Raw genomic sequence first — 25233 nt, 5'->3', positions numbered from 1 at the left:
GACGGCTCGTTCGCGCGCCGGTAGCGACCGGTAACCTTGACACTCGTGCAGACCCATGAGATCCGACGCCGTTTCCTCGACCATTTCGTCAAGGCCGGGCATACCGAGGTGCCCAGTGCGTCGCTGATCCTCAACGATCCCAACCTGCTGTTCGTCAACGCCGGCATGGTCCAGTTCGTGCCCTACTTCCTCGGCCAGCAGACCCCGCCGTACCCACGCGCGACCAGCGTGCAGAAGTGCGTACGCACCCTGGACATCGAGAACGTCGGCCTTACCACCAGGCACAACACGTTCTTCCAGATGGCGGGCAACTTCTCCTTCGGCGACTACTTCAAGCGCGGCGCGATCGAACTCGCCTGGACGCTGCTGACCAACAGCGTCGAAGACGGTGGCTACGGCTTCGATCCCGAGCGGCTTTGGGTGACGGTGTACCTCGACGACGACGAGGCGATCGAGCTGTGGAAGGAGATCGCCGGCCTACCCGAGGAGCGCATCCAGCGCCGCGGCATGGCCGACAACTACTGGTCGATGGGCATCCCGGGCCCATGCGGTCCGTGCTCGGAGATCTACTACGACCGCGGCCCGGAATTCGGTCTCGAGGGCGGCCCGGAGGCCGACGAGGACCGCTACCTCGAGATCTGGAACCTCGTTTTCATGCAGAACGAGCGTGGGCTCGGCACCGGAAAGGACAACTTCGAGATCCTCGGCCCGCTGCCCAAGCAGAACATCGACACCGGCCTCGGCGTCGAGCGTGTCGCGTTCCTACTGCAGGGTGTCGACAACGTCTACGAGACCGACCTGGTCCGCCCGGTGATCACCAAGGCCGAGGAGCTCACGGCCCGGGTCTACGGGACCAACCACGAGGACGACGTCCGGTTCCGGGTGATCGCCGACCATGCCCGCACCGCCGCGATGCTCATCGCCGACGGAGTCAATCCCGGCAACGACGGCCGTGGCTATGTGCTGCGCCGATTGCTGCGCCGCATCGTGCGTTCGGCTCGGCTGCTCGGCGCCGAACAGCCGACGATGGCCGCGCTGATGAGCGTGGTGCGCGACGAGATGTCGCCGTCGTACCCGGAGCTCGCGACCGATTTCAAGCGCATCCAGACGGTCGCGGTCGGCGAGGAAACCGCGTTCCTCAAGACGCTCACCTCGGGCTCGAAGCTGTTCGAAGGCGCCGCGGACTCAGTGAAGGCCAAGGGCGGCAAGGTGATCGGCGGCAGCGAAGCGTTCACGCTGCACGACACCTACGGATTCCCGATCGACCTGACCCTCGAGATGGCGGCCGAGGCGGGGCTGTCGGTCGACGAGGAGGGCTTCCGCTCGCTCATGGCCGAGCAGCGCCAGCGCGCCAAGGACGATGCCCAGGCCCGCAAGCACGCGCACGCCGACCTGACCATCTACAAGGAGTTCGTCGACGCGAACCCCACCGAGTTCACCGGGTTCACCGAGCTGAACACCGAGGCGCACGTACTCGCGCTGATCGACAACGGCGTGCGCATCCCGACCGCGGGCAAGGGCGAGGACATCGAGGTCATCCTCGACCGCAGCCCGCTCTACGCGGAGTCCGGCGGCCAGATCGCCGACCACGGATCTCTCACCGCGGCGGGACTGCGCGTGCGGGTCAACGACGTGCAGAAGATCGCCAAAAAGGTGTGGGTACACAAGGTCACCATCGAGGAGGGTCAGCTCACCGAGGGCGACGAGGTCCTCGCGCAGGTCGACCCGTCCTGGCGCAAGGGCGCGACCCAGGGGCACTCGGGCACGCACATGGTGCACGCCGCGCTGCGACAGGTGCTCGGCCCCAACGCGGTGCAGGCCGGCTCGCTGAACAAGCCGGGCTATCTGCGGTTCGACTTCAACTGGCAGGGCGGGCTTTCCGAGCAGCAGAAGACCGACATCGAGACGGTGACCAACGACGCCGTCGGGTCCGATTTCCAGGTCAACACCTTCGTCACCGATCTGCCCAAGGCCAAGTCGATGGGTGCGCTGGCGCTGTTCGGCGAGAACTACGGCGACGAGGTGCGTGTCGTCGAGATCGGTGGCCCGTTCTCGATGGAGCTGTGCGGCGGCACGCACGTCGAGCATTCGTCGCAGATCGGCCCGGTCACGCTGCTCGGTGAATCGTCGGTCGGCTCGGGGGTGCGTCGCGTCGAAGCATTCGTCGGCCTCGACTCCTACAAGTACCTCGCCAAGGAGCGCGCCCTGCTCGCCGGCGTCGCGTCGTCGCTGAGGGTGCCTTCCGAGGAGGTGCCCGCCCGTGTGGAGCAACTAGTCGAACGGTTGCGGGTCGCAGAGAAAGAGCTCGAGAAGACAAAGGCGGCCGCGGTCTTGGCCGGCGCCGGCACATATGTCGACAAGGCGCACCGGATCGGTGAGCTGCTCCTTGTCGCCGAGCAGGCGCCCGACGGTGTCGCCGGCAACGACCTGCGCAGCCTCGTGATGGACATCCGCGGCCGGTTCACCGAGCCCGTGGTCGTGGTGTTGCTCGGCAGCGCCGACGGCAAGGTCCCGTTCGTGGTGGCGGCGAACAAGGGCGCGGTCGGGCTGGGCATCAAGGCAGGCGACCTGGTCGCAAGCTTCGGACCCTCGATCTCCGGTCGCGGTGGCGGCAAGCCCGAACTGGCGCAAGGCGCCGGAGCCGACCCGGCGGGTATCCCCGCGGGGTTGGCCGCCGTGCGTGCCCGGGTCGGCGAGCTGGTGGGGTAGGTGCCCGCACAGGACGACGCGCGACCCGAGCATCCCGGTGACGACGACCCCGGTCGGGGTCGGCGCATCGGCATCGACGTCGGCAGCGTCCGGATCGGCGTTTCGTCCTGCGACCCCGAGGGCATCCTCGCGACGCCCGTCGAGACCGTCGCCAGATCCAAGGACAACTCGCCCGGTGCGCCCGATATCCGAAGGATCGTCGAGATCGTGGGGGAATATGAGGCGGTCGAGGTGATCGTCGGGCTGCCGCAGACGCTGCGAGGCGAGCGTGGCAAGGCCGCCGATCTGGCCGTCGCGTTCGCACGGCGGTTGCGCGCGGCGGTGGCGCCGATCCCGGTGCGCCTGTCCGACGAGCGCCTGACTACGGTGACGGCCACACGGTCGCTACGGGACAGCGGCGTGCGGGCAAAGGGACAGCGCGGCGTGATCGATCAGGCCGCTGCGGTCGCCATCCTGCAGGGATGGCTCGACGAACGGAGTGCACGGGTGGGACGAGCCGAAGGTGACGGAGCCGTACCGGAGGCAGGAGGCGGCCGGTGAGCGACGGCTGGAGCCGTTCGCACCCGGCCAGGGGCAACGTGGCGGAGATCGACGACGAAGACCAACCAGTGGATGGCTCGCGCGCGCAGCCGACACGGGTCGGGCGACGCCGCCGCGAACGCGCGGCGACAGCGCGTCGCAGGCGCGCCCGGTTCGTCGTGGTCATCGGTCTGGTCGTGGCGTTGATCGTTGCCGGCGGCGTCGCACTGGTCGCGAACAAGATGCTCGGCGGGCCCGAGGCCGCCCCCGACTACGACGCGGGATCGGCCGGGCCGGATGTGGTGATCCGGGTCGCGCCGGGGGAGACCGCATCCGAGGTGTCCGAGCTGATGGCCGAGAAGGGCGTGGTCGCCAGTTCGGCCGCGTTCTACGAGGCCGCGGTACAGGACTCCGGCATGGACAGCCTGCAGCCCGGTTACTACGCGATCCCGACGAAGATTCCCGCCGAGCAGGCGGTCGAGATACTCGTCGGTCCGGACTCGCGGGTGGGCCAGACGGTGCTGTCGGAGGGTCGCCAGCTGCACGACTCCCGGGACGTGAGCACCTCCGCGATCAAGGAGGGCATCTACACCAAGATCGCGAAGGCCAGTTGCCACGGCGAGACCGACCAGCCGCAATGCGTGACCTATGACGAGCTGAACGCCGCGGGCGCGTCGGAGGATCTGAACGCGCTGTGCGTTCCCGCGTGGGCCGTCGCCGGTGTGCGGGCCGTCCCCGACCGGGACCGGCAGCTCGAAGGTCTGATCGCATCGGGCGCGTGGGACTTCGACCCGACCGGGACACCAACGCAGATCCTGTGCCAACTCGTCACCGAGAGCGCGCAGCGCTACGAACAGACCGGCCTGCTGGATCCGGCCAAGGAAAGCGGGCTCTCCCCGTATCAGTTGCTGGTCGCGGCGTCGCTCGTGGAGCGGGAATCGCTGCCCGCGGACTTCACCAAGGTGGCCCGGGTGATCCTGAACCGGCTCGCGGTCGGCCAACCGCTGCAATTCGATTCGACGGTGAACTACGCGCTCGACGAGACCGAGGTCGCGACGACCGACGACGACCGGGCCAGGCCGACACCGTGGAACACCTACGCGATGGCCGGATTGCCCGCGACGCCGATCGCGGCACCGAGTATCGACGCGCTGAAGGCCGTGGAGGAACCCGAACCGGGTCCGTGGCTGTTCTTCGTCACCGTCGACAAGCAGGGCACGACGCTGTTCACCAACAACTACGACGAACACCTCCGCAATATCGACAAGGCGAGGGAAAGCGGGATTCTCGACAGTGGTCGCTGACGTTCGAAAAGCCGCAGTGCTGGGCAGCCCGGTTTCCCACTCTCGCTCGCCACATTTGCATCTGGCCGCTTACCGGGCACTGGGGCTGACCGGGTGGACCTATGAGCGGATCGAGTGCACCGCGCAGCAGTTGCCGGGGCTGGTGTCCGTGCTCGGTCCCGAGTGGGTGGGGCTGTCGGTGACCATGCCGGGCAAGGTCGCCGCGCTCGACTTCGCCACCTCGCAGTCCGACCGTGCCGTGCTGGTCGGCTCCGCGAACACGCTGGTACGCACCGAGAACGGCTGGCACGCCGACTGCACCGACGTCGATGGCGTGCGCGGTGCGCTGCTGCAAGGCGGCGCGCCCGACCTCGACGGCGCATCGGTGGTGGTGCTCGGTGCGGGTGGTACCGCCCGGCCGTCGTTGCTCGCGTTCGCCGAACTCGGTGCCGCGCAGGTCACGATCGTCGCCAGGGACGCAGACCGGGCCCGGCTCGCGTTGGAACTGTCCGCGACGCTCGGGATGCGGGCGCGCGTCATCGACCTCGACCCCGCGCTGGTCGCCGACGCATGCGGTGCGGCGGGTGCGGTGGTGAGCACCATGCCCGCGGCAGCGACTCCGCCGATCGCCCAAGCGGTCGCCAAGTGCCCGTTCGTGCTCGACGCGATCTACGACCCCTGGCCGACACCGCTTGCACACGCCGTGACCGCCGCCGGGGGTTTGGCCGTCAACGGACTGCTGATGCTGCTCAACCAGGCCTACATGCAGGTGGAGCAGTTCACCGGCATGCCCGCTCCGCGCGAGGCGATGGCGGACGCGCTGTTCAAGAAGTAGCCGGGTCAGCCGACAGGAGTGAGCTTGTCGGCGAAGAACTCGAGCACCTTGTCCACCGCGACCTGCTGGCGCTCCGTGGTGAGCGTCGAATGTCCTTTGCCGGCAAACCAATACGGGATGAACGCGCCGCCGAGCTCGTCGCCGAGCGTCTGGAAGCGGGTGCCGACCATGAAGTCGTCGCGGTACTGCAAGCCGAGTACCTGGCAGCCGGCGGCGGCGCGCTCCTTCACGACGGCGAGGTCCTCGGGGGACAGGTTGAGGTCGGCGCCATGCTTACGTGAGATCGCGAACGGCAGTGACGGCTGCGCCACGACCGGGGCGATCACCGACGGTTCGAGCATCATCGCGAGGGCGAAGTTTCCGGTGGCGCACATACCGAGCGCGCCGACTCCGGGCCCGCCGATCTCTTCGTGCAGCGCGTTCGCGAGGCTGCGCAGCCACGCCGTGACCGGTGAGGTGCGGCCTCGGCGCAGGCAGTTGAATTCCGCGCTGACACACAGTTTCAGAATCGATTTCGCCATCGTCCACTCGTTCTTCCGCGCGCCGGTCGTGCCGAAGAGTTCGGGGAGCACGACGGTGTAGCCCGCCGCGACGACTTCCTCGGCGAACGCCACGACGTGGTGGTAGATGCCCGGGACCTCGTGGATGATGACGACCCCCGGGCCGCTGCCCTTGCGATAGGTCGGATACGTCACGCCCGCGTCGGACGTGTGCGAACCTGCGGTCCAGTCATCGAGAAGTCCCATGCGCACGATTATGAGGGTGACCGGTTTGTCCACAGGCGCTCGCCCATCCACAACCGTGCGGTGAATGCGGTCGCTGCGTGCGCGCGGCGGGACAGACTCTGCGCATGGCTGTATTCGTCGCTGTGGTCTTCGTGGCTTGGTGCTGCTGGCTCACCGTCATCGATCTGCGGCAGCGCCGACTGCCGAACGCACTCACCGCGGGCGGGTCGGTCGCGGTGCTGCTGTTCGCCGCGCTGACCGGGCGCTGGTCGGTCGCGGTGGTCGGCGGACTGCTGCTGTTCGGCGGTTACCTGCTCGTCCACCTCACGGCGCCGCAGTCGCTCGGGGCGGGTGATGTGAAGCTGGCCTTCGCCCTTGGTGCGGCGACGGCATTGGCCGGACCGGGCGCGTGGGTGACGGCCGCGCTGCTCGCTCCGGTCGGCACCGCGCTCGCCGGATCGCTGCTCCGGTTGCGCGCCGGGCGTTCCCGCGCGCCGACGGTTGTCGCGCACGGTCCGGGAATGTGCTTGGCGAGCGTGATCGCCTTGGCACTGTCGGTGTGAGGAGACGGATGGGCCGCGTGCTCGAGCGCCTCGTCCCACATGGGAAGATTGCGGACGTGCTGCGCTGGATAACTGCCGGAGAATCCCATGGTCCCGCCCTCGTCGCCATCCTCGAGGGGATGATCGCCGGGGTCGAGGTGACGACGGAGGACATCGCTACGCAGTTGGCCCGGCGCCGCCTCGGCTACGGCCGCGGTGCGCGGATGAAGTTCGAAGCCGACAAGGTGACCGTCGTCGGCGGCGTTCGGCACGGCCGCACCATGGGCGGACCGGTCGCCATCGAGGTGGGCAACACCGAATGGCCGAAGTGGGAGACGGTCATGTCGGCCGACCCGGTCGATCCCGACGTGCTCGCCGACCTGGCCCGCAATGCCCCGCTCACCCGTCCGCGGCCCGGCCATGCCGATTACTCGGGGATGCTCAAGTACGGCTTCGAGGATGCCCGGCCGGTGCTCGAGCGTGCGAGCGCTCGCGAGACCGCGGCTCGCGTGGCAGCGGGCACCGTCGCCCGGGCATTCCTGCGTCAGGCCTTCGGTGTCGAGGTGATCTCGCACGTCATCTCCATCGGCACCGCCGCGGCACCGCAGGGCGTCGTGCCGACCGCAGGCGATCTGGCCGCGATCGACGCGAGTCCGGTGCGCGCGTTCGACAAGGACGCCGAGGCCGCGATGGTCGCCGAGATCGACGCCGCCAAGAAGGACGGCGACACCCTCGGCGGTGTGGTCGAGGTCGTGATCGAGGGACTGCCCGTCGGGCTCGGCTCCTTCACCAGCGGCGAGAACCGGCTCGATTCGCGACTTGCCGCCGCCCTGATGGGAATTCAGGCCATCAAGGGTGTCGAGGTCGGCGACGGTTTCGAGACGGCACGCCGCCGCGGCAGCCAAGCGCACGACGAGATGAAGCCCGGCCGCGACGGAGTGCTGCGCTCGACCAACCGCGCCGGCGGACTCGAAGGCGGAATGACCAACGGCGAGGCGCTTCGCGTTCGCGCCGCGATGAAGCCGATTTCGACGGTGCCTCGTGCGCTGTCGACGGTGGACATGAGCACCGGCGAGGAAGCGGTCGCGATCCACCAGCGTTCCGATGTGTGTGCGGTGCCCGCAGCCGGTGTGGTTGCCGAGGCGATGGTTGCGCTCGTGGTCGCCCAGGCGGCGCTGCAGAAGTTCGGTGGCGACTCGTTGCGGGAGACCACCGCGAACGTCGCCGCCTACCTGGAGCGGGCCGCCGCCCGTCCGCCGCGATGACCGACGCCGCCCTCGCGCGGCGTCCGCGGGCCGTCCTGGTCGGCCCACCCGGCGCGGGCAAGTCGACGATCGGGCGCCGGCTCGCGCGCGCCCTCGGGGTGCCGCTGTACGACACCGACCACGCCATCGAGCACGAGACCGGCCGCGTGATCGCGGACATCTTCGCCAACGATGGCGAACCGGCGTTCCGGAAAATCGAGGCGGACGTGGTCCGGCGGGCCGTGCACGAGCAGACCGGTGTGGTGTCACTCGGTGGTGGCGCCGTGTTGTCCCGCGAGACGCGGACACTGCTGAAGGACCACACCGTCGTCTACCTCGAGATCAGCGTTGCCGAGGGCCTGCGTCGCACCGGCGCGAACACGAAGCGACCACTGCTGGCCGGGCCCGACCCGGGAGCGAAGTACCGTGAACTGATGCGGCGACGGCGCCCGCTCTACCGCGAGGTCGCCACGATCCGCGTGCGAACCGACGGCCGCAGCCCGGGTCGCGTGGTGAAACAGATCGTCGCCAAGCTGAGCGCCCAACCGAAGGAAACGGAGCAGAAGTCGTGAGCGAGCCGTCGTCAGGCGCGGAGACTGCAAAAGAGCCACAGACCGTAGAGGTCCGGACGGCGAGCCCGTACCCGGTGATCATCGGTCGCGGCTTGCTCGGCGAACTCGTCGACGAGTTGAAGTCGGTGCGCACCGTTGCGATCTTCCATCAGCCGCCGCTCGCACAGACCGCCGAGGCGATCCGCGAGGCATTGGCCGCACAGGGCGTCGACGCACACCGGGTGGAGATCCCCGACGCCGAGGACGGTAAGGACCTCGCCGTCGCCGGGTTCTGCTGGGAGGTGCTCGGCCGGATCGGGCTGACCCGCAGTGACGCCGTGGTGAGCCTCGGCGGAGGAGCGGCGACCGACCTCGCCGGATTCGTCGCGGCGACCTGGATGCGCGGGGTGCGGATCGTGCACGTGCCGACCACGCTGCTCGCAATGGTCGACGCCGCCGTCGGCGGCAAGACCGGAATCAACACCGAGGCAGGCAAGAACCTGGTCGGGGCGTTCCACGAGCCGTCCGCGGTGCTGGTCGACCTGGCGACGCTGGAGACGGTGCCGCGCAACGAGATCGTCGCGGGTATGGCCGAGATCATCAAGGCCGGGTTCATTGCGGACCCGGTCATTCTCGAGCTCATCGAGCGCGATCCCGAGGCCGCGTTGGACCCGACCGGATCGGTGCTCCCCGAGCTGATCCGCCGCTCGATTCAGGTGAAGGCGGAGGTCGTCGCCGCCGATCTCAAGGAGTCGAGCCTGCGCGAGATCCTCAACTACGGTCACACGCTCGGCCACGCCATCGAGCGCCGTGAGCGCTACCGCTGGCGCCACGGCGCCGCGGTGTCGGTGGGCCTGGTGTTCGCCGCGGAGTTGGGTCGCCTCGCGGGCCGGCTCGACGACGAGACCGCCGACCGGCACCGCCGTGTGCTGACGAGTGTGGGTCTGCCGGTCGGCTACGACGCCGACGCGCTGCCGCAGCTGCTCGAAGGCATGCAGACCGACAAGAAGAATCGGGCCGGGATCCTGCGCTTCGTCGTGCTCGATGGGCTGGCCAAGCCGGGTCGGCTCGAAGGTCCGGACCCGGCGCTGCTCGCCGCCGCGTACTCCGCGGTCGCTCGGGAAGACACCCCGAACGGCGGCGGCGCGATCCTGCTCTAGCTGCTGCGGCCGTTCTGCGACTCGTCGTTGATCGCGGGGAACTCCTCGGTGACCGCGTCCGCCTCACCGCGGCGCGAGTGTGAGGATGCTTCGCTGCCGCTCGAGTGCGACGGGAAGATCGACTCGTCGTATTCGGATGATTCGTTCTCGTAGCCGCCCGAGGCGCCGACCGCGACCGGCTCGGGCGAACGCTCGCGTTTGCGCACCGGTTCCTTGTTCTCGGCCCGGTTCGCGAGCAGGTGCCCGATCCCGACACCCATCATGGCCGGAATGAACGTCAGCAGGATGAAGAAGGCGGCGCTGGCGCTGAGCTCGAAGAACAGCGGATTGTCGCCGAGGTCGAAGCTTCCGATCTTGTCGACGATCCACGCGAGCACCCCACCGGCGAGACCTGCGAGGACACCCGCCTTCAGCCACAGCATGGTCAGGTCGGTGCCCTGGTCCGAGCCCCCGGGGTTTGCCGCACGGTCGCGTCGCGCATCGAGCAGGCCCCACACCAAGGCAGCGACGATCACGACGAGCAACGACAGCAATCGCATCGGCGTACCGTGCAGCGGCCATTCGCCGATCCCGAATCCGAGCAGGGTCCGGACGGCGACAATGAGCACAGCGAGGGTGAGACCCCGCACCAACCACGCATTCATAGGGATACACAGTAGCCGTAGAGGTAGGGGCTGTGGCAGAGGCCACATCCCGATCGCGGTTTCGGGATGCACACCAGCGTTTTCGGTGCGGCGGTAGGTTTGGACGCATGTCCGAGGACCACCGTCGCCGCCGCCTTGCGCTGCGCGCCCTTTTGGCCGACCGGAACGCGGATGCGCTGCTGGTCACCAACCTGCTGAACATCCGCTACCTCACCGGTTTCACCGGGTCGAACGCCGCACTGCTGGTGGTCACCGACGACACCGAAGACGAGTCCCGCTCGATCATCAGCACCGACGGCCGGTACCTGACCCAGGTCTCCGAACAGGTGCCGGATCTGCGCGCCGAGATCACCCGCGCGGTCGGTACCCGGCTGATCGAACTCGCGGGAAAGGACGGCGTCGGCAAGCTCGGTTTCGAAAGCCACGTGATTACCGTCGACCAGCATCGCGCCTACACCGAGGTGGCCGGTGAGGTCGCATTGGTGCGGTTGGGCGGGCTGATCGAGCAGCTGCGGATGGTGAAGGACGAGCAGGAAGTCGCGCTGCTGCGCGGGGCGTGCGCGGCGGCGGATGCGGCGCTGAGCTTGCTGATCGAGAACGGTGGACTGCGGCCGGGGCGCACCGAACGCGAGGTCGGCCGACAGCTGGAATTCCTGATGCTCGAGCAGGGGGCGGACGGCATCTCCTTCGAGACGATCGTCGCCGCGGGGGCGAACTCGGCGGTCCCGCATCATCGGCCCACCGAGGCGATCCTGGCGCACGGAGATTTCGTCAAACTCGACTTCGGTGCGACGCTGCGCGGCTACCACTCCGACATGACCCGCACGTTCGTGCTCGGCTCGGTCGCGGATTGGCAGCGCGAGGTGTACGACCTCGTGCTGCAGTCGCAGGCCGCGGGTCGGGCGGCGCTCGTACCGGGGACGCCGGTGACGGAGGTGGACGCCGCGGCGCGGGACGTCATCGATGCCGCCGGGCACGGGGAGCTGTTCCTGCACGGTCTCGGGCACGGCGTGGGGCTCGAGATCCACGAAGCGCCGGGAATCGGCAAAGGTGGCACCGGTACACTCCTTACCGGCGCAGTTGTGACCGTGGAGCCCGGCGTGTACTTCTCCGGACGTGGAGGCGTTCGGATCGAGGACACACTCGTCGTGCGCGACCAGGGTCCCGAACTGTTGACCCTCACCAGCAAGGAACTGACCGTCGTCTGAGCGAGACGACACATGCGAACAGGAGACAGGCGAGTCAAGTGGCGGACACCAGCGATTTCAAGAACGGGCTCGTGCTGAAGATCGATGGCAACCTTCAGCAGATCATCGAATTCCAGCACGTCAAGCCGGGCAAGGGCCCCGCGTTCGTGCGGACCAAGCTGAAGAACGTGCTGTCCGGCAAGGTCGTCGACAAGACCTTCAATGCGGGTGTGAAGGTCGAGACCGCCACCGTCGACCGTCGCGACATGACCTACCTGTACCACGACGGCACCGACTACGTGTTCATGGACGGCCAGACCTTCGATCAGATCTCGGTCAATGAGGCCACCATCGGTGACGGCGCGCGGTTCCTGCTCGAGAACATGACCGTGCAGGTCGCCACCCACGAGGACGCGCCGCTGTACGTGGAGTTGCCGGTCACGGTGGAGCTCGTGGTCAAGCACACCGATCCGGGCCTGCAGGGTGACCGCTCGACCGGCGGCACCAAGCCGGCGACCCTCGAGACCGGCGCCGAGATCAACGTTCCGCTGTTCATCAACACCGGCGACAAGCTGAAGGTGGATTCCCGCGACGGGAACTACCTCGGCCGCGTGAACTCCTGAGCACGGGCGGGGGACGGACGGTGGCGGCTCCGCAGAAGAAGCTGGGCGCCCGGCACAAGGCCCGCAAGCGCGCAGTGGATTTGCTGTTCGAAGCCGAAGCGCGCGATATCGATCCCGCGGTGCTGGTGACCGAGCGCATCGAACTCTCGATCGCGGACGACCAGGTCGCGCCGGTGAACCCCTACACCGCGACCATCCTCAACGGCGTCGCCGACGATCTCGACCGGCTCGACGGGACGATCGAGTCGTATCTGCAGGAGTGGACGCTGGAGCGGCTGCCGGCCGTGGACCGCGCGATCCTGCGCATCGCGGTGTGGGAGTTGTTCCACGCCACGGACGTTCCGCCTGTCGTCGCGGTCGACGAGGCGGTGGAGTTGGCGAAGGCGCTGTCCACCGATGACTCGCCGGGGTTCATCAACGGGGTGCTGGGGCAGATTGTTTTGGTCGCGCCGCAGGTTCGGGCGGCGGCTGCGGCGACGGCGAGTACTCCTGACCCGGATGTTCCGGCAGGGGAGTAGCGCCCGGCCGGCTGATCCTGCGGGCGTCTACGCGTCCGCAGTGACGACCGCGCGATCCAACGACGCGAGGAAGTCGTCGATCCGCGGCCAGGTGAACGCGGCGGCATCGGCACCTGCGAGTAGACCCAGGTGGCTGGTCTCCACGGTGGCGAACTCGACATGCGCGGAGCCGGTGAAGATCTCGACCCCGTGGTACGCCGCAGGCCAGCTGACAATCGCGTCACGATGGCTACCGAACAACTGGATCGGCGCCGCGATCGAGGTGAGGTCGACAGTGCGTTCACCGAATCGCAGTACGCCGCTGGCGATTTCGTCACGGTAGATGAGGTTCTCCCACATTTGCTCGGCCACCCTGCCCGGATAACCAGGCATGGTCTCCTGGAACCGATCGATGACCTGCATGCGGGCAAGCGCGTCGAGGTTGTCGGCGTTGCGGACGATGTACTGCGGCTTGCGGAGTTCGCGCTGCCACGCGGTGGCGCGATAGGCGATGCGGACCAGCGGTGCAGGGATACCGCCCAACGAGCGCAGCCCCAGTGTGACCGCCTTGCCGCCAGTCGGTTTGGTGAGCTGCTTGGCCAGCGGATAGGGCTGGATCCGGCTGTAGTCCAGCGGCGTTCCGATCCCAGTGATCGAGCGCACCGGAAGGTCGGCGTGCGCCGCGGTCGCCATCAGCGCGATCGTGCCGCCGATGCTCCACGCGACCAGATCGACTTCGTCGCAGCCGTGGTCGTCCAGCACCGCGAGAATGGCGCCCGGCACGATGTCATCGAAGAAGTCCTCGAAACCGAGGTGCCGGTCGGCATAGGTCATGTCGCCGAAATCGACGACATACGGGACCCGGCCGGTGTCGAGCAGATGCTCCACCAGCGACATGCCCGGTGCGAGGTCGTAGCAGCGGGCCGAGACCGCAAGCGGCGGAATCAGCAGGACCGCGGGAGCGCCGGCAGCGCGTGCAGCGTCGAGCTGGGCGAGGGTGCCGTAGCGACGCAGCACACGGTGCGGACGGTCGTCGATCGTGGTGTGCGTCGTCTGCCGGTCCTCGGCAACGCGGTTGCCGCGGGCGAGGTGGAAGAGCATATGGAGGCCGTCGAGCATGCCGATATTGAACACGATGCGGGTATGTGTGGGTCGAACGCGGTCTCCCACACGGGCTGCGGGTCTTTGCAACTAGACTGCTCGCCGAGGCTTGCCGGGGGAAATCGGCAGTATTCCTGCGCGGTATGACTTTGCATCCGTTTGAATCACCCAGTTTGAGGTCGACCCCAGTCCCTTCTGTAGGAGGTTGCTGTGACCCAGGTTTGCCCGCACGCCCAGCCCCTCGTCATCGATCCCATTGTGGGTGATCTCGCGGGGGAGACCGCGCATCTGGTCACTGCTGACCCGGTGAGTCCCGTTGAGTTGCTGGGTGTTCCGGCGTGGGCGGTGCGTAGCCACCCGCTGGCCCGGAAGTTGCTGGTGGATGCGCGATTGGTGAAGACCATCGACGCTTGGTCGCTGTGGCGCAACGGCACCGTGACGCGTGACTGGCCGCTGAAACGAATCAGGCGTTGAGCAGGCGGCGACTCGACGAGCTCCGGCCCAGTATCGAGCGCTACACCGCCGAGCTGCTGGATGCGGTGGCCGAGGCGGGGCGCGACGGCGAGATCGTCGACCTGAAGACGGCGTTCGCCTACCCACTACCGATGCAGGTGGTCAGTCGGCTGATGGGTGTTGACCGGGCCGATCAGCCGATGCTGCTCAGCTCGTACAAGGCGTTCTTCTCGGTGCTGACCCCGCACGAGGACCGGCTCCGGATCATGGCCGAACTCGACGAGTACTACGTGGATTTGGTGCGGAAGAAGGCGGCCGAACCGACAGACGACCTCACGTCGGGGTTGATCCTGGCCGACGCTGGAGGTCAACCGTTGACCGAGGAGGAGGTCGTCGGCAACCTGAAAGCTCTGGTGGCAGCGGGCCATGAAACTACGGTGAGCCTGATCTTGTCCGCGGTGCGGGCGCTGCTGAGCAATCCCGTGCAGCTTGCCGATGTGCTGTCGGGGAAGGTGCCGTGGGAGGCAGTGATCGAGGAGACGCTGCGCTGGGACGGCCCGGTGAGTCATCTGCTGATGCGTTTCGCCATCGAGGACATCGAGCTGGACGGTTTCACGATTCCCAAGGGCGACGGGGTGGTGATCTCCTACCGCGCGATCGGCCGAGACCGGGAGATTCACGGCGCGGACGCGGATGTGTTCGACGTGCACCGGGGTACGGCGCAGCGCAACATCAGCTTCGGCTACGGTCCGCACATCTGCCCGGGTGCGGCGCTGGCAAGACTCGAGGCCGGCATCGCGCTGCCGGCGCTGTTCGCGCGTTTCCCGGATCTGCGACTGGCCGTCCCCTTAGGTGAGATCCCCAATCTGCCGGTGCTGACGCAGAACGATGTGGCGAGTTTGCCGGTTTACCTGAGCGCGGGGGATTGATATGCGCAGGTGGTCGGCGGTCCTGACCCGACCTGGTCGGTGCTCGCTGATACAACTCCGGCATGACCGAGTTCACCGGTTCCCCGTCGACGTCGTGCGAGGCCATGACCACGTGGCTAGTCGACACCCTGCGCGGTAAGCCGGTGGCCTTCGTGCTCGACCTGGGTCCGCGGTCCTTCGTTTCGGGCGACGACCCCGATGTTGTCGTCTGCGCCCAAAGTACAGATGCTGGCCGACGGTGTGCTGATGGTGCGCCGTTCGCGAACCTTCCTGCACCGGCCGGCTGCTGCTCGGTGACTACTCGATCGACAGGCTCGAGCTCGACCAGTGGAATTTCGACGGTCACTTCGAGGACTGCACCGACGGCTACCTGTCCACCCGCGACGTCCGTCTCGTCGCCGATGCGTGCGTCGCGTGGTTGCGGCACCACTGTGCGGTCGAATCGACGGACGAGATCGGGTGTGACTACCAGTTCCCGGATGCGCTGGTGCCCACACGGACCTCGACAGCGCCGTAGGCCTATTCCCTCATGCGAATCTTGCCAGTGCGCCGACGCCGACAAGGTGGCTTGGCCGGACCTGGTGGCACATCAACGGCCAGTCCGCCGGCCTCGTCCGATTGGCGGCGACGAAGGTCTCCCTCCACTAGAACACCACCGGACTCATCCACTGGGGACACGCCGCAAGGACCGATTTGACCGCGTACTAGCCCCGCTCACGGATCCGAAGACCCATCTGAGACAAGGGCAATGGTGGTCAAATGTGCGAGTGGAGCCACCGCCGGGTGCAGCGTGTGACCGACGAGCAGCACTGTTATACGGTGCCGCGCACGGGAGAAGACGACATAGAGCAGTCGACTCGTGCTCGGAAACGGCTCGCGCTCGAATCCCATGATGTCGCCTTCGCGCAAGACCACAACTGTTGCGTCAGCTTCCCGCCCTTTGGTTTGGTAGAGGTTCATGAGCTGTACGTCTTTGGGATTTACACTGATGTCGGTCAGCGCCGAGTAGGTGGCTTCCCTTGCGGCTGAGGCTATATTGCGCGCGATCAGCCGCTCGCTCGCCGCGGCGCCGAGTTGCCGTACTGCGCGAGCCCGCATGGGGCGTATTATTTTCGCTGCTTGTTCCCATGCAGCTGACTTGCTTGTTAGGCCGATGGATTCGTGTGCGTGGGAGGCAACGTGTAGGGCCTCTTCACAGTTAGAAGCGATTTCGAGCCGCGTACGTATTTCGCTCAGTCTGGAATGCAGATTCGACGTCCCGGTCGCGTCAAGTATCTCGGTGGCAAGCTGAGGAATAGCTCTTCCCCGCTGGGCGCTGGTCACAAACACCGCGAGCGCATCGAGCACGCTCGACCACGCGCCGGTTCCCACCGTGACCTGCAACATTGCCACTTGTGTATCGAGCGCGCATGCTAGTGCATCACTGAGTCCTGCTATCTCGTGCTGGATGCCGTCGGCCTCTAGGCCATCGGACAAGGCAGCCAGCATGTCGTTGTGGTGGGTGAATACCGCAACCCCATATTGTTCGTCCTGCAGGTCTTTCACCACTCGCGTAACTACTTCGACCTCATGTTCAAGGCGTATACCCGACCTGACTTCAAGTCGATGGTCATCAACCGCCGTCACAATCGCTGGTGACGCGAAGTCACGTTGCAGGACTGCACGCGCCACACTTGGAATGATTCCGCTAGGGTCGCGGTGCGACACCTCGGGTAACTGGATTGTATTCTCGGCACCGGCAGCCTCGACGGCCTCGGAGATGCGCTCGAGTCGAACACCATCTTCGGTGCGCCAGGTGTATATACATTGATTCTGATCGCCAAGCAACAAGACGCGAGCGCCGAAGGCGATTTCGTTTAGTAGCTCGTGCTGCATGTCGCCTGTGTCTTGAAACTCGTCAACGATGACAAGTCCCCAACGTGAACGAAGGTGATCCGCAACCGCCGGTGCCGACCGAATAATTTTGAGCGCTAGAGGCATTAGCTGTGAGTAGCCAATGCTCTCCGGATCCGTTCCAAATCGTTCGCGAGGAGGGCTTACTAGCACTGCGTTTGCGCGCCCAACTAGGCGGCCGAACCTGCGCACGATCGAGTAGGCCAGGGCGTGAAAGGTCGATACATCGATATGGTCTGTATGGGTACCGAGGATGCCGTTCGAGCGATCAGATATACGAGCAACTGACGCACGCGAGAACGACAGGAACAGCACACGGTCACGGTCAGGTCGTGTCACCCGATCGAGATGCGCTTTGGCCGCGGCAAGCGCGCATGTTGTCTTACCAGTTCCGGCGCCGCCGAGTACGACCGCCAGCTTGGCTTCCGATTCGATGATCTGTTTCTGTTCCGACCCGCGAGGCGTGAAGGTCATGTCGCGTCCGGAACATCGAACCGCCCAGTTCCGTCATTGCACAACGCTTCAATAACCGCGCATGCGACGGGAGGCCGCGCAGTTACGGACTGGGCCCAAAGAACGTGTAGCCCTTGAGTCTTCAGAATCTTCTTGTCGATGAGGTACTTGGCAACCTCAGCATCGGGTAAGTCTGCAGGCAGGGATGGAAAGCCAACTCCTTCTTGGAGCGCCGCCACAGTTGCCCGAAGCCGCCTGGCGGGCACTCCGCGAATCAACGCCGCTTCGACGGCGGTCCGTGTGGGCAAGACAATGACTTGCTCGACGGTGTTCAACAAATCAACGATTACAGAATCCGAAGCACCTGGCTTGTCGCTGTCGACGACCGCCTTGACATGGAATCCCATCTCAACTGCAAGCTCAGCTAGACCTTTCAGGCGCGTAATGCCTCCGTCCGATCCTGGTGGGCAGACGAGGCGGATTCCATTCGCCGGCAAGCTGTGTTGACGTGAGCCCGTCTTCTTGGCGAGCCGGGCAGCCAGCGTACCGTAGCCCTCAACGTCGAGCGGACCTTCGAGCAGCGCGACTGTTCGGCTTGTAAGTGCTGCTAACAACTGGTCGAGCGCCAAGCGCCGGACGATGCGAGTGCGCTTATCGGCCGTGTTGAGCCTGTGCTGTCGCCGTCGACCGTGACTTCGAGTGAGCCGCAGCAGTTGCTCGGGCGCGAACGCGCGCACCACTTCCGGTCTCCGAGTTGTGAGGATGACTTGGTTCGAAGCCTTTTGTAGCAGATAGGCCAAGTGCTCAGATGCCGGCGCGTCAAGGCCGTCACCGAAGTCATCTGCCAGTACGACGAGTTCGCCGCTCATGGCAGACGTGGCTGAGATCGCCTCGGCGGTTGACAGGACACTCTGCGCGGTCGACCCGTGCGACCGCAAAGGCAACACACCCGCGTGGTCCAGGCTGATTGCGGGCTGGAAGGACCTGAGGAGCCCAGCTAGCGATCCATCGTCCGCCACAAGTTCTATTTCGTCAGCCGACGTAACACCGAGCAGGTCAGAAGCGCCGGACTCGATGACCTGCACGCTCCCATAGCTGACTGGATCTGTCCGTGAGAACCGTTGTGTGGCTTCTCGAACACCTCGATCAAGCTCGGCGAGAGCATCGTCAAGTCCCGTCGAGTCCGCGTTGGCGATCAGCTCACGAAAGGCGCCTTCGGCCCGGACTTGGAACGGTAGCCCGGGCTCGATGAAGAGGGTCGGTACTGCCGCCCGATCAGATCGCGGGATCCTCTTGAAGCGATTGGCTGGGGGATCGCTGCGAGCCGGGCTGTCCACCCAATGGTCGCCCGTGTCGGTCTCAAAATCGTATTGAGCGCGGTAGCACATGCGCATCCCGAGCACGGCCTCACCTGCGGTGTCGCTTGCTGCTAGTTCGCCGGTATGTGGATTAAATGCCTCGAGATAGTCGTCGAAGAGATCTTCGAGATCGACGCCGAGATCGAGCAGCGTGACTTCCACTTCGGTAACCAGCGGCGCGGTTTCCGCGCCGGAATCCTCTTCTGACTCCGGACCAGGGCCTACTTGACTCGTGCCAGAAGCAACCGTGCCCACCGCTTCCGTGGCGGGCTCAGTGCCTGCCCGATCGGGTTCATCTGTCACTCCTGGATCCACGTTGTTCGTCGGGGCCGAACTCGTGCCGACACCACTTGGGTCCGTCACTGAGTCGGACCGAACGGAGCGGTAGATGTCGAGCGGATTCACGCGGCTTCGCGTGCTTCTGTAGTCGAGTACCCGACGCAACGCTTCGATGAGGTCGCTGCGGCCAGCTCGCGGCTCGCCTGCGACTACCGTGTGGCTGTCGAATACAAAGACCGCTGATTCGAAGCCCCTGAAACGCTGAAGCCGCAGTCGCGCAACCCGCATACGCGTCTCTCCCTTCGCCTTAATTCACGAATTTCTATGTTCCAGCAGCTACGTTGCGGTCGCCGCCAGTCTTCAAACACTCATCCGATCGAGTTGGGGTGCGTCGGCAGTCCGGGTGCTGCGCGTTCTTCTCCGCAACTACTTAACAAATCCCGGCAAGCTGCTGCTGTTCCGGGGGATCCGTTTGCCCTTGCAGTGTGGTCCGCTTCGAGGAGCAACTCGTGCGCGCTGCTGGTGAGATGATCGCTTGGTGCATCTTCCGGTAGGCTTCGCCACCCCATACCCTCCCGACACCCTGAATCAAATCAGCGATTGATACAACCGCCGTGCCCGACGGTAGTCACGCTTCGACTAATTTTCGTGCACGAAGCGATGCGTTGCAACAGCGCACTGCCCGGCGCGACGGCTACCGAGGGCGACCCCCGGAGTCGTATTCTCGCGATACGCGTGTTCCTAGGCAAGGCCGTCGCCGATCGGATGCGTGATCAACGTCGTTGCCGAGACCGAATCCAGCGCAGTCGAATGAGGGAGTTCCTACCGATACTGGTGTCGCGGTCGGCGTTTCGGCGCCCGACTGCCAGCATACTATGCGTTTGTGAGCAAGAGACCACGAGGTTCGTCATCGAGATCTGGCGTCACCGCTCCGACGCTTCAAAGTAGCTGGCACTGTGAACTTCACGATGCACTGTCTCGTTCGCGGCAAGCGGGGTGGCGGCGTTACAGGTGGGACCTCTGTTCGATGATCGCCGCCAAGGCTCGCCGAGCGGGGCGCGGCAATCATCTGGCGGCGCAAGCGGTGTCGTCCGTCTGCCAACGTTGCTCACGGTAAATTGTTGTAAGAGCATGGCTATGAGGTCGATCGCTAGGAGGCGAACTTCGACACCGGCATAACCGGCATCGATATTGATGACATCGTGGAGTCGGTCGGACGCATAGGCTTGGCTGCCCGGCCGGCGCCCTCGCAGTAAAGCTGGTCGGCGCATGCTGACCGCGACAAGTTCCCGGCGCGGGTCAGGCGGCCTGCGCCCTTCGCCGAGACCGGGTCTTCACCTCGATTACGGCCAACTCCCCGCCGATCACTACGACGAGGTCGAGGTCCTGCCGCCCCACCGAGCGGGGGATGCCCGAATCACCCATCGTCACGATCGTCGCGCCATGGACATCGGCGAGATAGATTGCTGCAGTTTCTTCCCCGAGATCGCCGATTCGAGAGTCGGTTGCTCCTGCGAGCGCGATTTCGAGCTCGTCCGTGCCCGGCGCGATCGCGGCCGCGTCGTACCGGTTCCGGAACACCCGAACCTTCAATCCGTCGCCTCCGAGGACTCCCAGCGCCAGGAACGCCGGCACGTCGCTTGCGTCGACGTAGGTCGGATGTACAAACGTCAACGAGCCCGGCGAACGCACCTCGGCGATAGCCGCACGCTCCAAGGCGCGGTAGGCGCGACCGTCCAGCGACCAGCGCAAAGCTTTCACCGATCCGGTCAAGTCGACGCCGGCCTTCCAAACGGCCTGCTCGAACGCCGTGAGTGCGCTGACGGTGCGTGTGGTGGTCGCGCGTTCCGACACCACGATCTTCCTAAGACTTGTACCCGAACTGCTCGAGCCTGCGCTGGGCGACCGCGATCTCGTTCGCACTGAATAACTCTGAAAATCTAGAATCGAGGACAACCGCCTCGACAGTGAGGTCGAGGCGCCCGCGCTCCCAGAGCTCGGAGAATCCATCGGACAGGCGCCGAGATGCCAGGAGCCTGTGCGCGGTCTCCTTGGGTCCGTATTGCGACAACATGCCCAGAAAGTAGGTGGCGTTGTAGCCGGCTTCCGCTCGGCCGCGGTCGTAGACAGCTCTCATCCGTTGCGAGAACTCTGATTCGAGGGCGCTTTCTTGTGACTCGCTGGAGAGTTCGCGCGTCGCCGGGGATTCACCGGCCGCGGCGGCCCCCTCATTTTCAACGAAACCCAGAAGTGCATCGACGGAGGTGAACACTTGATACCCAAGCTCCTCCAGCCGGGGAAGGTCGGCATCCTCGGGGTCGAGTTCCAGCACGACCGGTGAACCGAGGCCGCGCTGAAGCCCGTCTGGCCAGAACGCCTCGGCGACCGCCAGTTCGGTGCCATTTACGGGATCGGCGATCTCGGTATCGATATCTGGCGTTGCGAAACCGCGACTTTCGAGAGTGCTGATCAGCGCTCTGATCTGTTCAGCGCGTGGATCATCGACATCTTCCTCGGCGACCTGCAGACGCTCCAGCGCTATCTCTTCGTGCTGCGCCTCAGGGTTGCGGAGACTTTCGAGGAACGTCTGCGCGGACGAGGCGAGCAATTCTCGTCGAGCCGCGAGGAAGTCAAGGTAGCGATCCACGTGCCACAATTCGGGATCAGTGGGAATCCACTGTGATTCCAACACCCCGGGATGCTTGGCCTGCACTTCAGGTAGATACTGGGAGGGCTCACGCTTGCCAATCTTGAGGTTGGTGTCCTGCGTGAGAAAGCAGAAGTTCGAGAGTGCGTTGATCTGGTTGCGCTCGAGGCCGTGCTTGCGTAGCAAAGCCTTCGGGAAGATGTGATGAACCTGCAACGACGTCAGCTTGCCGAGAAGCTCAGCGCGCAGCTGCAGCCCACTGCCGAAATCGCGTGCACCGTCGACGCGGGTGAGCAGATACAGCAGGGGATAGAAACGAGCGCCCCGCGTGGCACCGGCGAAATCGTCCGGCGCGACCGACAGCTGGCCGCCGCGGGCCCGCTCCAGGTTCGATATCAACGCATCGATTCCGCCGCGTTCGACTGCCTCGTAGTCCTGCTGCAGCACCGTCTCGGTGCTCCCACTGAACCGGCCCCACAGCGCGGAATGGACATACCAGTACAACACTTTGTCCCGGTGAGCGCTATCGGTGAAGCCCCCGCCGTTGAGCTGCAGCAGCCGACTGATGACGGGCGTGGCGTAGCGGCCCATGAAAACCCGATCATGATCTAGACCGAGGCGGCCGGAGACGGCATCCAGGAATGTACCGATGTGGTTGACAGATTGCTTCAAGGCTGACTGGAACTCATCGGCCGAGACGTCGCCGAGTGAGGAGAACAACGCGCGTCCCCGCGCCACCGCGGTGGCGTTGCGCAAGAGCCACTCTTGGGAGAACCGGAATCCAGCCTTGTGCCACCGGTCAAGATTGTCGCGCAGTTCCTTCCGTGCATCCGGCCACTCGGCGCACAGCTTGGCTAGGGCGAGGTCGCCCTTGGAAAGCTTGGTGCCGCCGGAGTTGACCTTGTTGAAAATGTCGACCACCTCGTCGACAGTCTTGCCCGCGCCCGTAATCTTCTCGGAGTTGAAGTCGCGGTTAGCGATCTGGGTGATCCTGTTCAACCGGTCGATGTAGGTGTCAAGCGTGTCGTCATCGACGTCGGGAAAGGCTCTGAGGTACTTCGTCGGACCCTTGCCGAACAACTCGGTTACGTTCACCCAGGTCGGGTCGCCGGCCATCTTGGTGGACGCATAGAACTCAAAGGACTCCGTCTCCACATTGAAGTACAGCCCGGTGAACGCGGACTTGTCGCCCTCGAAGAATGGCGGAGGTGTACCGCGGATGACCCCGTACAGGGACGTGACGCGCTGCTGGCCGTCGAGCAGGAGCTGCCGAGTGCCGGTACCCACCGCGGCGCCCCGCACGGTGATGTCCTCCGACATTGTTTCCCACACCAACAGGCCGCCGACCGGGTAGCTACGGTAAAGCGACCGCATCAGGCCGCGGACTTGGTCGCGGTTCCACACATAGCCGCGCTGGAACTCCGGCAGAAGCACAACGCCGGAATCGATTTCGTCCAGCAGGGTAGACAGGCGGGTCACTCAATATCTCCTGTTCGGTTCTTCTCTAGGGCGGTCAGGAATGGGCTGCGCTCGCCGTGCCAGGTGACGAGCAATTCCTCGCGGGCCCGCGTGCAGGCCACGAAGAGCAGGCAGCGTTCCCTTTCCAGGTCTTGGTTATGAGTCTGCTTGTCGTCCTCGATCGGGGTGACGGCGTTGGCGGCGGGCACCTGCTTGGCGCTGACACCGGCGGCACACATGCAGCGGAACTCTAGGCCCTTCATGCGGTGCATGGTTCCGACGCGGACGGCATTATCGTCATCCGCCGCCCTCGCCAGGTCGACGCTGTCGATCCCGGCCGCCTTGAGGGCGTGTTCGATTTTTGAGGTCGACCACTTGGCGCGGACCGCAATTCCGATCTCGGACGGTGCGATTCCGCTGTCGATCCAGTCCCTGACGGTTGCGGCGATGAATTTGGCCTCGGCATCGGCACTTTGATATCCACTCAATGCGGGCGGCTGTCCGTGCACGTAGGACTTGCAGCCGGCGATGGAGTCCAGCCCGCCTTCCATGTCGTCGATCGGCTCGCCGCGCAGCAGGCCCAAGCTCCAGCCGAGAATCTCGGCGGTGGTGCGGTAGTTGATGTTCAATCGTGAGGACCGGCCGGCGATGTTGATTCCGACCTCGCGCAGGCTGACGCGGTTGTCGTAGATGCGCTGGTGGGTGTCACCGGCGATGAAGATGTCGTCGGGTGCTTCGGCGACCGCGGCCCGCAGCAGCCGCCATTGGTCGGGGCTGAGGTCCTGCGCTTCATCGATGATGATGTGGCGGAACGGCTTATCGGACGACTCCTCCAGCAGGCGGGTCGCTTCGCGTCGGATGGTTTCGTGCGTCCAGACGCCCTGCTGGGTGAGGGCCTGTTCGAACTCCCAGATGGCCTGCCAGACCTGGGCCCGCTGGGCCGCTCCAAGCGCTCGTCCGCGCCCGGTCCGCTTAGCGGCGAGGTAGGCGTCCGCGGTGCCGATGCGACGCGCCAGGACCACCTGCCGCCATTCCTCGGACAGGAACGTGGGGGTGAAGGTGAGCCCGAGTTCGTCGATCAGACCGGCCCACAACGCTTTCTCGTCCTCGGCACCGAGCATGTGCGGTGCGCCGTGGCCCTTGCGGAAGACGCGGTGGGCGATCCGGTCGACGTGTGACACCTCGAGCCGGTCCTCGACCTTCTCGTCGTCGACGAGCATGTCGAGTCCGGACTGCAGCGTGTCGGACAGGGTGGAGGTGAAGGTGGTGACAAGAACCTTGCCGCCACCCCGCTTGGCGAGCATGTGCGCGCGGTGCAGAGCGACGACGGTCTTTCCGGTGCCGGGGCCGCCGGTGACGCGGGCAGGGCCTTTGTAGGCCGCGTCGGCGACGGCGCGCTGGGTCGGGTGCAGGTACACCCGCCACGTGGCGAACGGGTAGGCGAACACGTCCATCAGTTCGTCGGGTCCGCTGACGAGGACGACACGGTCGCTGCTGCGCAGGATGGCCGCATCGATGTCCTCGGTGTCGACGGGCTCGTTCAGGATTTGCGCGCCGAGATCTGCCCACACCTCTTCCGGGGTGAAGCCGGCGGCGAGACCGAACAACACATCCCATTGTGTTTCGGGCAGAAAGGATTTTGCCGCGTCGAGTTGTGCGGCATCGGTGACGGTCCGCGCGAACGCAAGCACCTTCTGGTCGATACCGAGTTTGGTCAGCTCGCCGTCCTTGACGTTGGCGAAGATCGGGGTGCCGGCAGACTTGGCCGCTTCTGCCCTTTCGGGGATCTGACGGTCGAGTTCGGCTTCGTCGCGGATCTCGATACCGCCGGTGGCGGAATTGACCGAGATATTGCTGCGTTGCGCCCACGCGTACGCGTCGTCGTGATGGAGCACCTTCAACAGGGTGTAGACATCGCCGGTGGCAGGGGCGAGCACGATGCCCCGCCAGGCCTGGTCGATGCGAATAGACCGGAACCGCGGGTTGCGGGCGTTGGCGATCTTCTCCAGATGAAGGCCGGTGTGGGTCGCGGCGTCGAACTCGTCGAAGACCTCCGTGACCCGGTTGTAGACGGGCTTCTCCAGCCTGCCCAGGTCCTTGAGGAATCCTTTGTCGATCGCGAGTGGCATTCTTCCTCCGTTAC

Annotated in this window: 21 protein-coding genes; 13 read left to right on the top strand and 8 right to left on the bottom strand. The window is 65.6% G+C overall.

What is annotated here, in order from left to right:
* The first annotated feature begins 45 nt into the window (after positions 1-45).
* The 4 genes from alaS to OG921_RS19110 are packed head-to-tail and all read left to right on the top strand — an operon-like array spanning position 46 to position 5346.
* Entirely contained in the window at positions 46-2709 is a 2664-nt protein-coding gene (gene alaS, locus OG921_RS19125; RefSeq protein ID WP_266114102.1) for an alanine--tRNA ligase, read from the top strand.
* Positions 2710-3249, top strand: coding sequence for a Holliday junction resolvase RuvX (gene ruvX / locus OG921_RS19120; protein ID WP_266114101.1), 540 nt, complete (start codon positions 2710-2712; stop codon positions 3247-3249).
* A complete protein-coding gene (mltG, locus tag OG921_RS19115) occupies positions 3246-4532 on the top strand; it encodes an endolytic transglycosylase MltG (RefSeq protein WP_323182818.1) in 1287 nt (428 codons plus the stop codon). The genes ruvX and mltG overlap by 4 nt, the downstream gene beginning before the upstream one ends.
* The gene (locus tag OG921_RS19110; RefSeq protein ID WP_266114100.1) at positions 4522-5346 is read left to right on the top strand and encodes a shikimate dehydrogenase; all 825 of its coding nucleotides are present in this window, start codon (positions 4522-4524) and stop codon (positions 5344-5346) included. The genes mltG and OG921_RS19110 overlap by 11 nt, the downstream gene beginning before the upstream one ends.
* 5 nt (positions 5347-5351) lie before the next feature.
* Here the strand turns inward: OG921_RS19110 and OG921_RS19105 are convergent, their stop codons facing one another.
* Entirely contained in the window at positions 5352-6092 is a 741-nt protein-coding gene (locus tag OG921_RS19105; RefSeq protein ID WP_266114099.1) for a dienelactone hydrolase family protein, read from the bottom strand.
* Positions 6093-6196: 104 nt separating this feature from the next.
* Here OG921_RS19105 and OG921_RS19100 point away from each other — a divergent pair, with 104 nt between their 5' ends.
* Genes OG921_RS19100 through aroB form a run of 4 tightly spaced genes read left to right on the top strand, consistent with a single transcriptional unit; the run spans position 6197 to position 9568 of the window.
* Entirely contained in the window at positions 6197-6634 is a 438-nt protein-coding gene (locus tag OG921_RS19100) for a prepilin peptidase (RefSeq protein WP_266114098.1), read from the top strand.
* Positions 6635-6690: 56 nt separating this feature from the next.
* Positions 6691-7878 carry a chorismate synthase gene (gene aroC, locus OG921_RS19095; protein WP_323182829.1) on the top strand — a complete coding sequence of 396 codons (1188 nt, stop codon included), beginning with the start codon at positions 6691-6693 and terminating at the stop codon, positions 7876-7878.
* Positions 7875-8429 carry a shikimate kinase gene (locus OG921_RS19090; protein ID WP_266114096.1) on the top strand — a complete coding sequence of 185 codons (555 nt, stop codon included), beginning with the start codon at positions 7875-7877 and terminating at the stop codon, positions 8427-8429. Before aroC ends, OG921_RS19090 begins: the two co-directional genes overlap by 4 nt.
* Positions 8426-9568, top strand: coding sequence for a 3-dehydroquinate synthase (gene aroB / locus OG921_RS19085; RefSeq protein ID WP_266114095.1), 1143 nt, complete (start codon positions 8426-8428; stop codon positions 9566-9568). The genes OG921_RS19090 and aroB overlap by 4 nt, the downstream gene beginning before the upstream one ends.
* Here aroB and OG921_RS19080 read toward each other — a convergent pair.
* The gene (locus OG921_RS19080; RefSeq protein ID WP_266114094.1) at positions 9565-10212 is read right to left on the bottom strand and encodes a B-4DMT family transporter; all 648 of its coding nucleotides are present in this window, start codon (positions 10210-10212) and stop codon (positions 9565-9567) included. The genes aroB and OG921_RS19080 overlap by 4 nt on opposite strands.
* Positions 10213-10319: 107 nt before the next feature.
* Here OG921_RS19080 and OG921_RS19075 point away from each other — a divergent pair, with 107 nt between their 5' ends.
* Genes OG921_RS19075 through nusB form a run of 3 tightly spaced genes read left to right on the top strand, consistent with a single transcriptional unit; the run spans position 10320 to position 12540 of the window.
* On the top strand, positions 10320-11420 hold the full coding sequence (locus OG921_RS19075) for a Xaa-Pro peptidase family protein (protein WP_266114093.1): 1101 nt from the start codon (positions 10320-10322) through the stop codon (positions 11418-11420).
* Between the two features lie 38 nt (positions 11421-11458).
* Positions 11459-12022: an elongation factor P gene (gene efp / locus OG921_RS19070; RefSeq protein WP_266114092.1), complete on the top strand. Its 564-nt coding sequence runs from the start codon at positions 11459-11461 to the stop codon at positions 12020-12022.
* Between the two features lie 20 nt (positions 12023-12042).
* On the top strand, positions 12043-12540 hold the full coding sequence (nusB, locus tag OG921_RS19065) for a transcription antitermination factor NusB (RefSeq protein WP_266114091.1): 498 nt from the start codon (positions 12043-12045) through the stop codon (positions 12538-12540).
* A 27-nt stretch (positions 12541-12567) separates the two neighbouring features.
* Here nusB and OG921_RS19060 read toward each other — a convergent pair whose 3' ends face one another.
* Positions 12568-13644 (bottom strand): alpha/beta fold hydrolase, encoded by a 1077-nt coding sequence (locus OG921_RS19060; protein WP_266114266.1) that lies wholly within the window; start codon positions 13642-13644, stop codon positions 12568-12570.
* A gap of 186 nt (positions 13645-13830) precedes the next feature.
* On the opposite strand from OG921_RS19060, the gene OG921_RS19055 reads away from it, so the two are divergent.
* Positions 13831-14094 carry a hypothetical protein gene (locus OG921_RS19055; protein ID WP_266114090.1) on the top strand — a complete coding sequence of 88 codons (264 nt, stop codon included), beginning with the start codon at positions 13831-13833 and terminating at the stop codon, positions 14092-14094.
* A complete protein-coding gene (locus OG921_RS19050; RefSeq protein WP_266114089.1) occupies positions 14091-15002 on the top strand; it encodes a cytochrome P450 in 912 nt (303 codons plus the stop codon). The genes OG921_RS19055 and OG921_RS19050 overlap by 4 nt, the downstream gene beginning before the upstream one ends.
* 714 nt (positions 15003-15716) lie before the next feature.
* Here OG921_RS19050 and OG921_RS19040 read toward each other — a convergent pair.
* The 5 genes from OG921_RS19040 to OG921_RS19020 all read right to left on the bottom strand — a co-directional run bounded on the left by OG921_RS19040 (position 15717) and on the right by OG921_RS19020 (position 25219).
* Complete coding sequence (locus OG921_RS19040; protein ID WP_266114088.1) at positions 15717-17369, bottom strand: UvrD-helicase domain-containing protein; 1653 nt, start codon at positions 17367-17369, stop codon at positions 15717-15719.
* Entirely contained in the window at positions 17366-19009 is a 1644-nt protein-coding gene (locus OG921_RS19035; protein WP_266114087.1) for a hypothetical protein, read from the bottom strand. The genes OG921_RS19040 and OG921_RS19035 overlap by 4 nt, the downstream gene beginning before the upstream one ends.
* A 1275-nt stretch (positions 19010-20284) precedes the next feature.
* The gene (locus tag OG921_RS19030; RefSeq protein ID WP_266114086.1) at positions 20285-20839 is read right to left on the bottom strand and encodes a nuclease-related domain-containing protein; all 555 of its coding nucleotides are present in this window, start codon (positions 20837-20839) and stop codon (positions 20285-20287) included.
* A gap of 10 nt (positions 20840-20849) precedes the next feature.
* On the bottom strand, positions 20850-23111 hold the full coding sequence (locus tag OG921_RS19025; protein ID WP_266114085.1) for a DUF262 domain-containing protein: 2262 nt from the start codon (positions 23109-23111) through the stop codon (positions 20850-20852).
* Positions 23108-25219 (bottom strand): UvrD-helicase domain-containing protein, encoded by a 2112-nt coding sequence (locus OG921_RS19020; protein ID WP_266114084.1) that lies wholly within the window; start codon positions 25217-25219, stop codon positions 23108-23110. The genes OG921_RS19025 and OG921_RS19020 overlap by 4 nt, the downstream gene beginning before the upstream one ends.
* Between the last annotated feature and the right edge of the window lie 14 nt (positions 25220-25233).

It is taken from the genome of Aldersonia sp. NBC_00410 (assembly GCF_026342035.1).
In the GTDB taxonomy this organism is placed as follows: domain Bacteria; phylum Actinomycetota; class Actinomycetes; order Mycobacteriales; family Mycobacteriaceae; genus Aldersonia.
The sequence above is the reverse complement of the archived record's forward strand: the minus strand, read 5'-3'. Positions and strand labels throughout refer to the sequence as shown.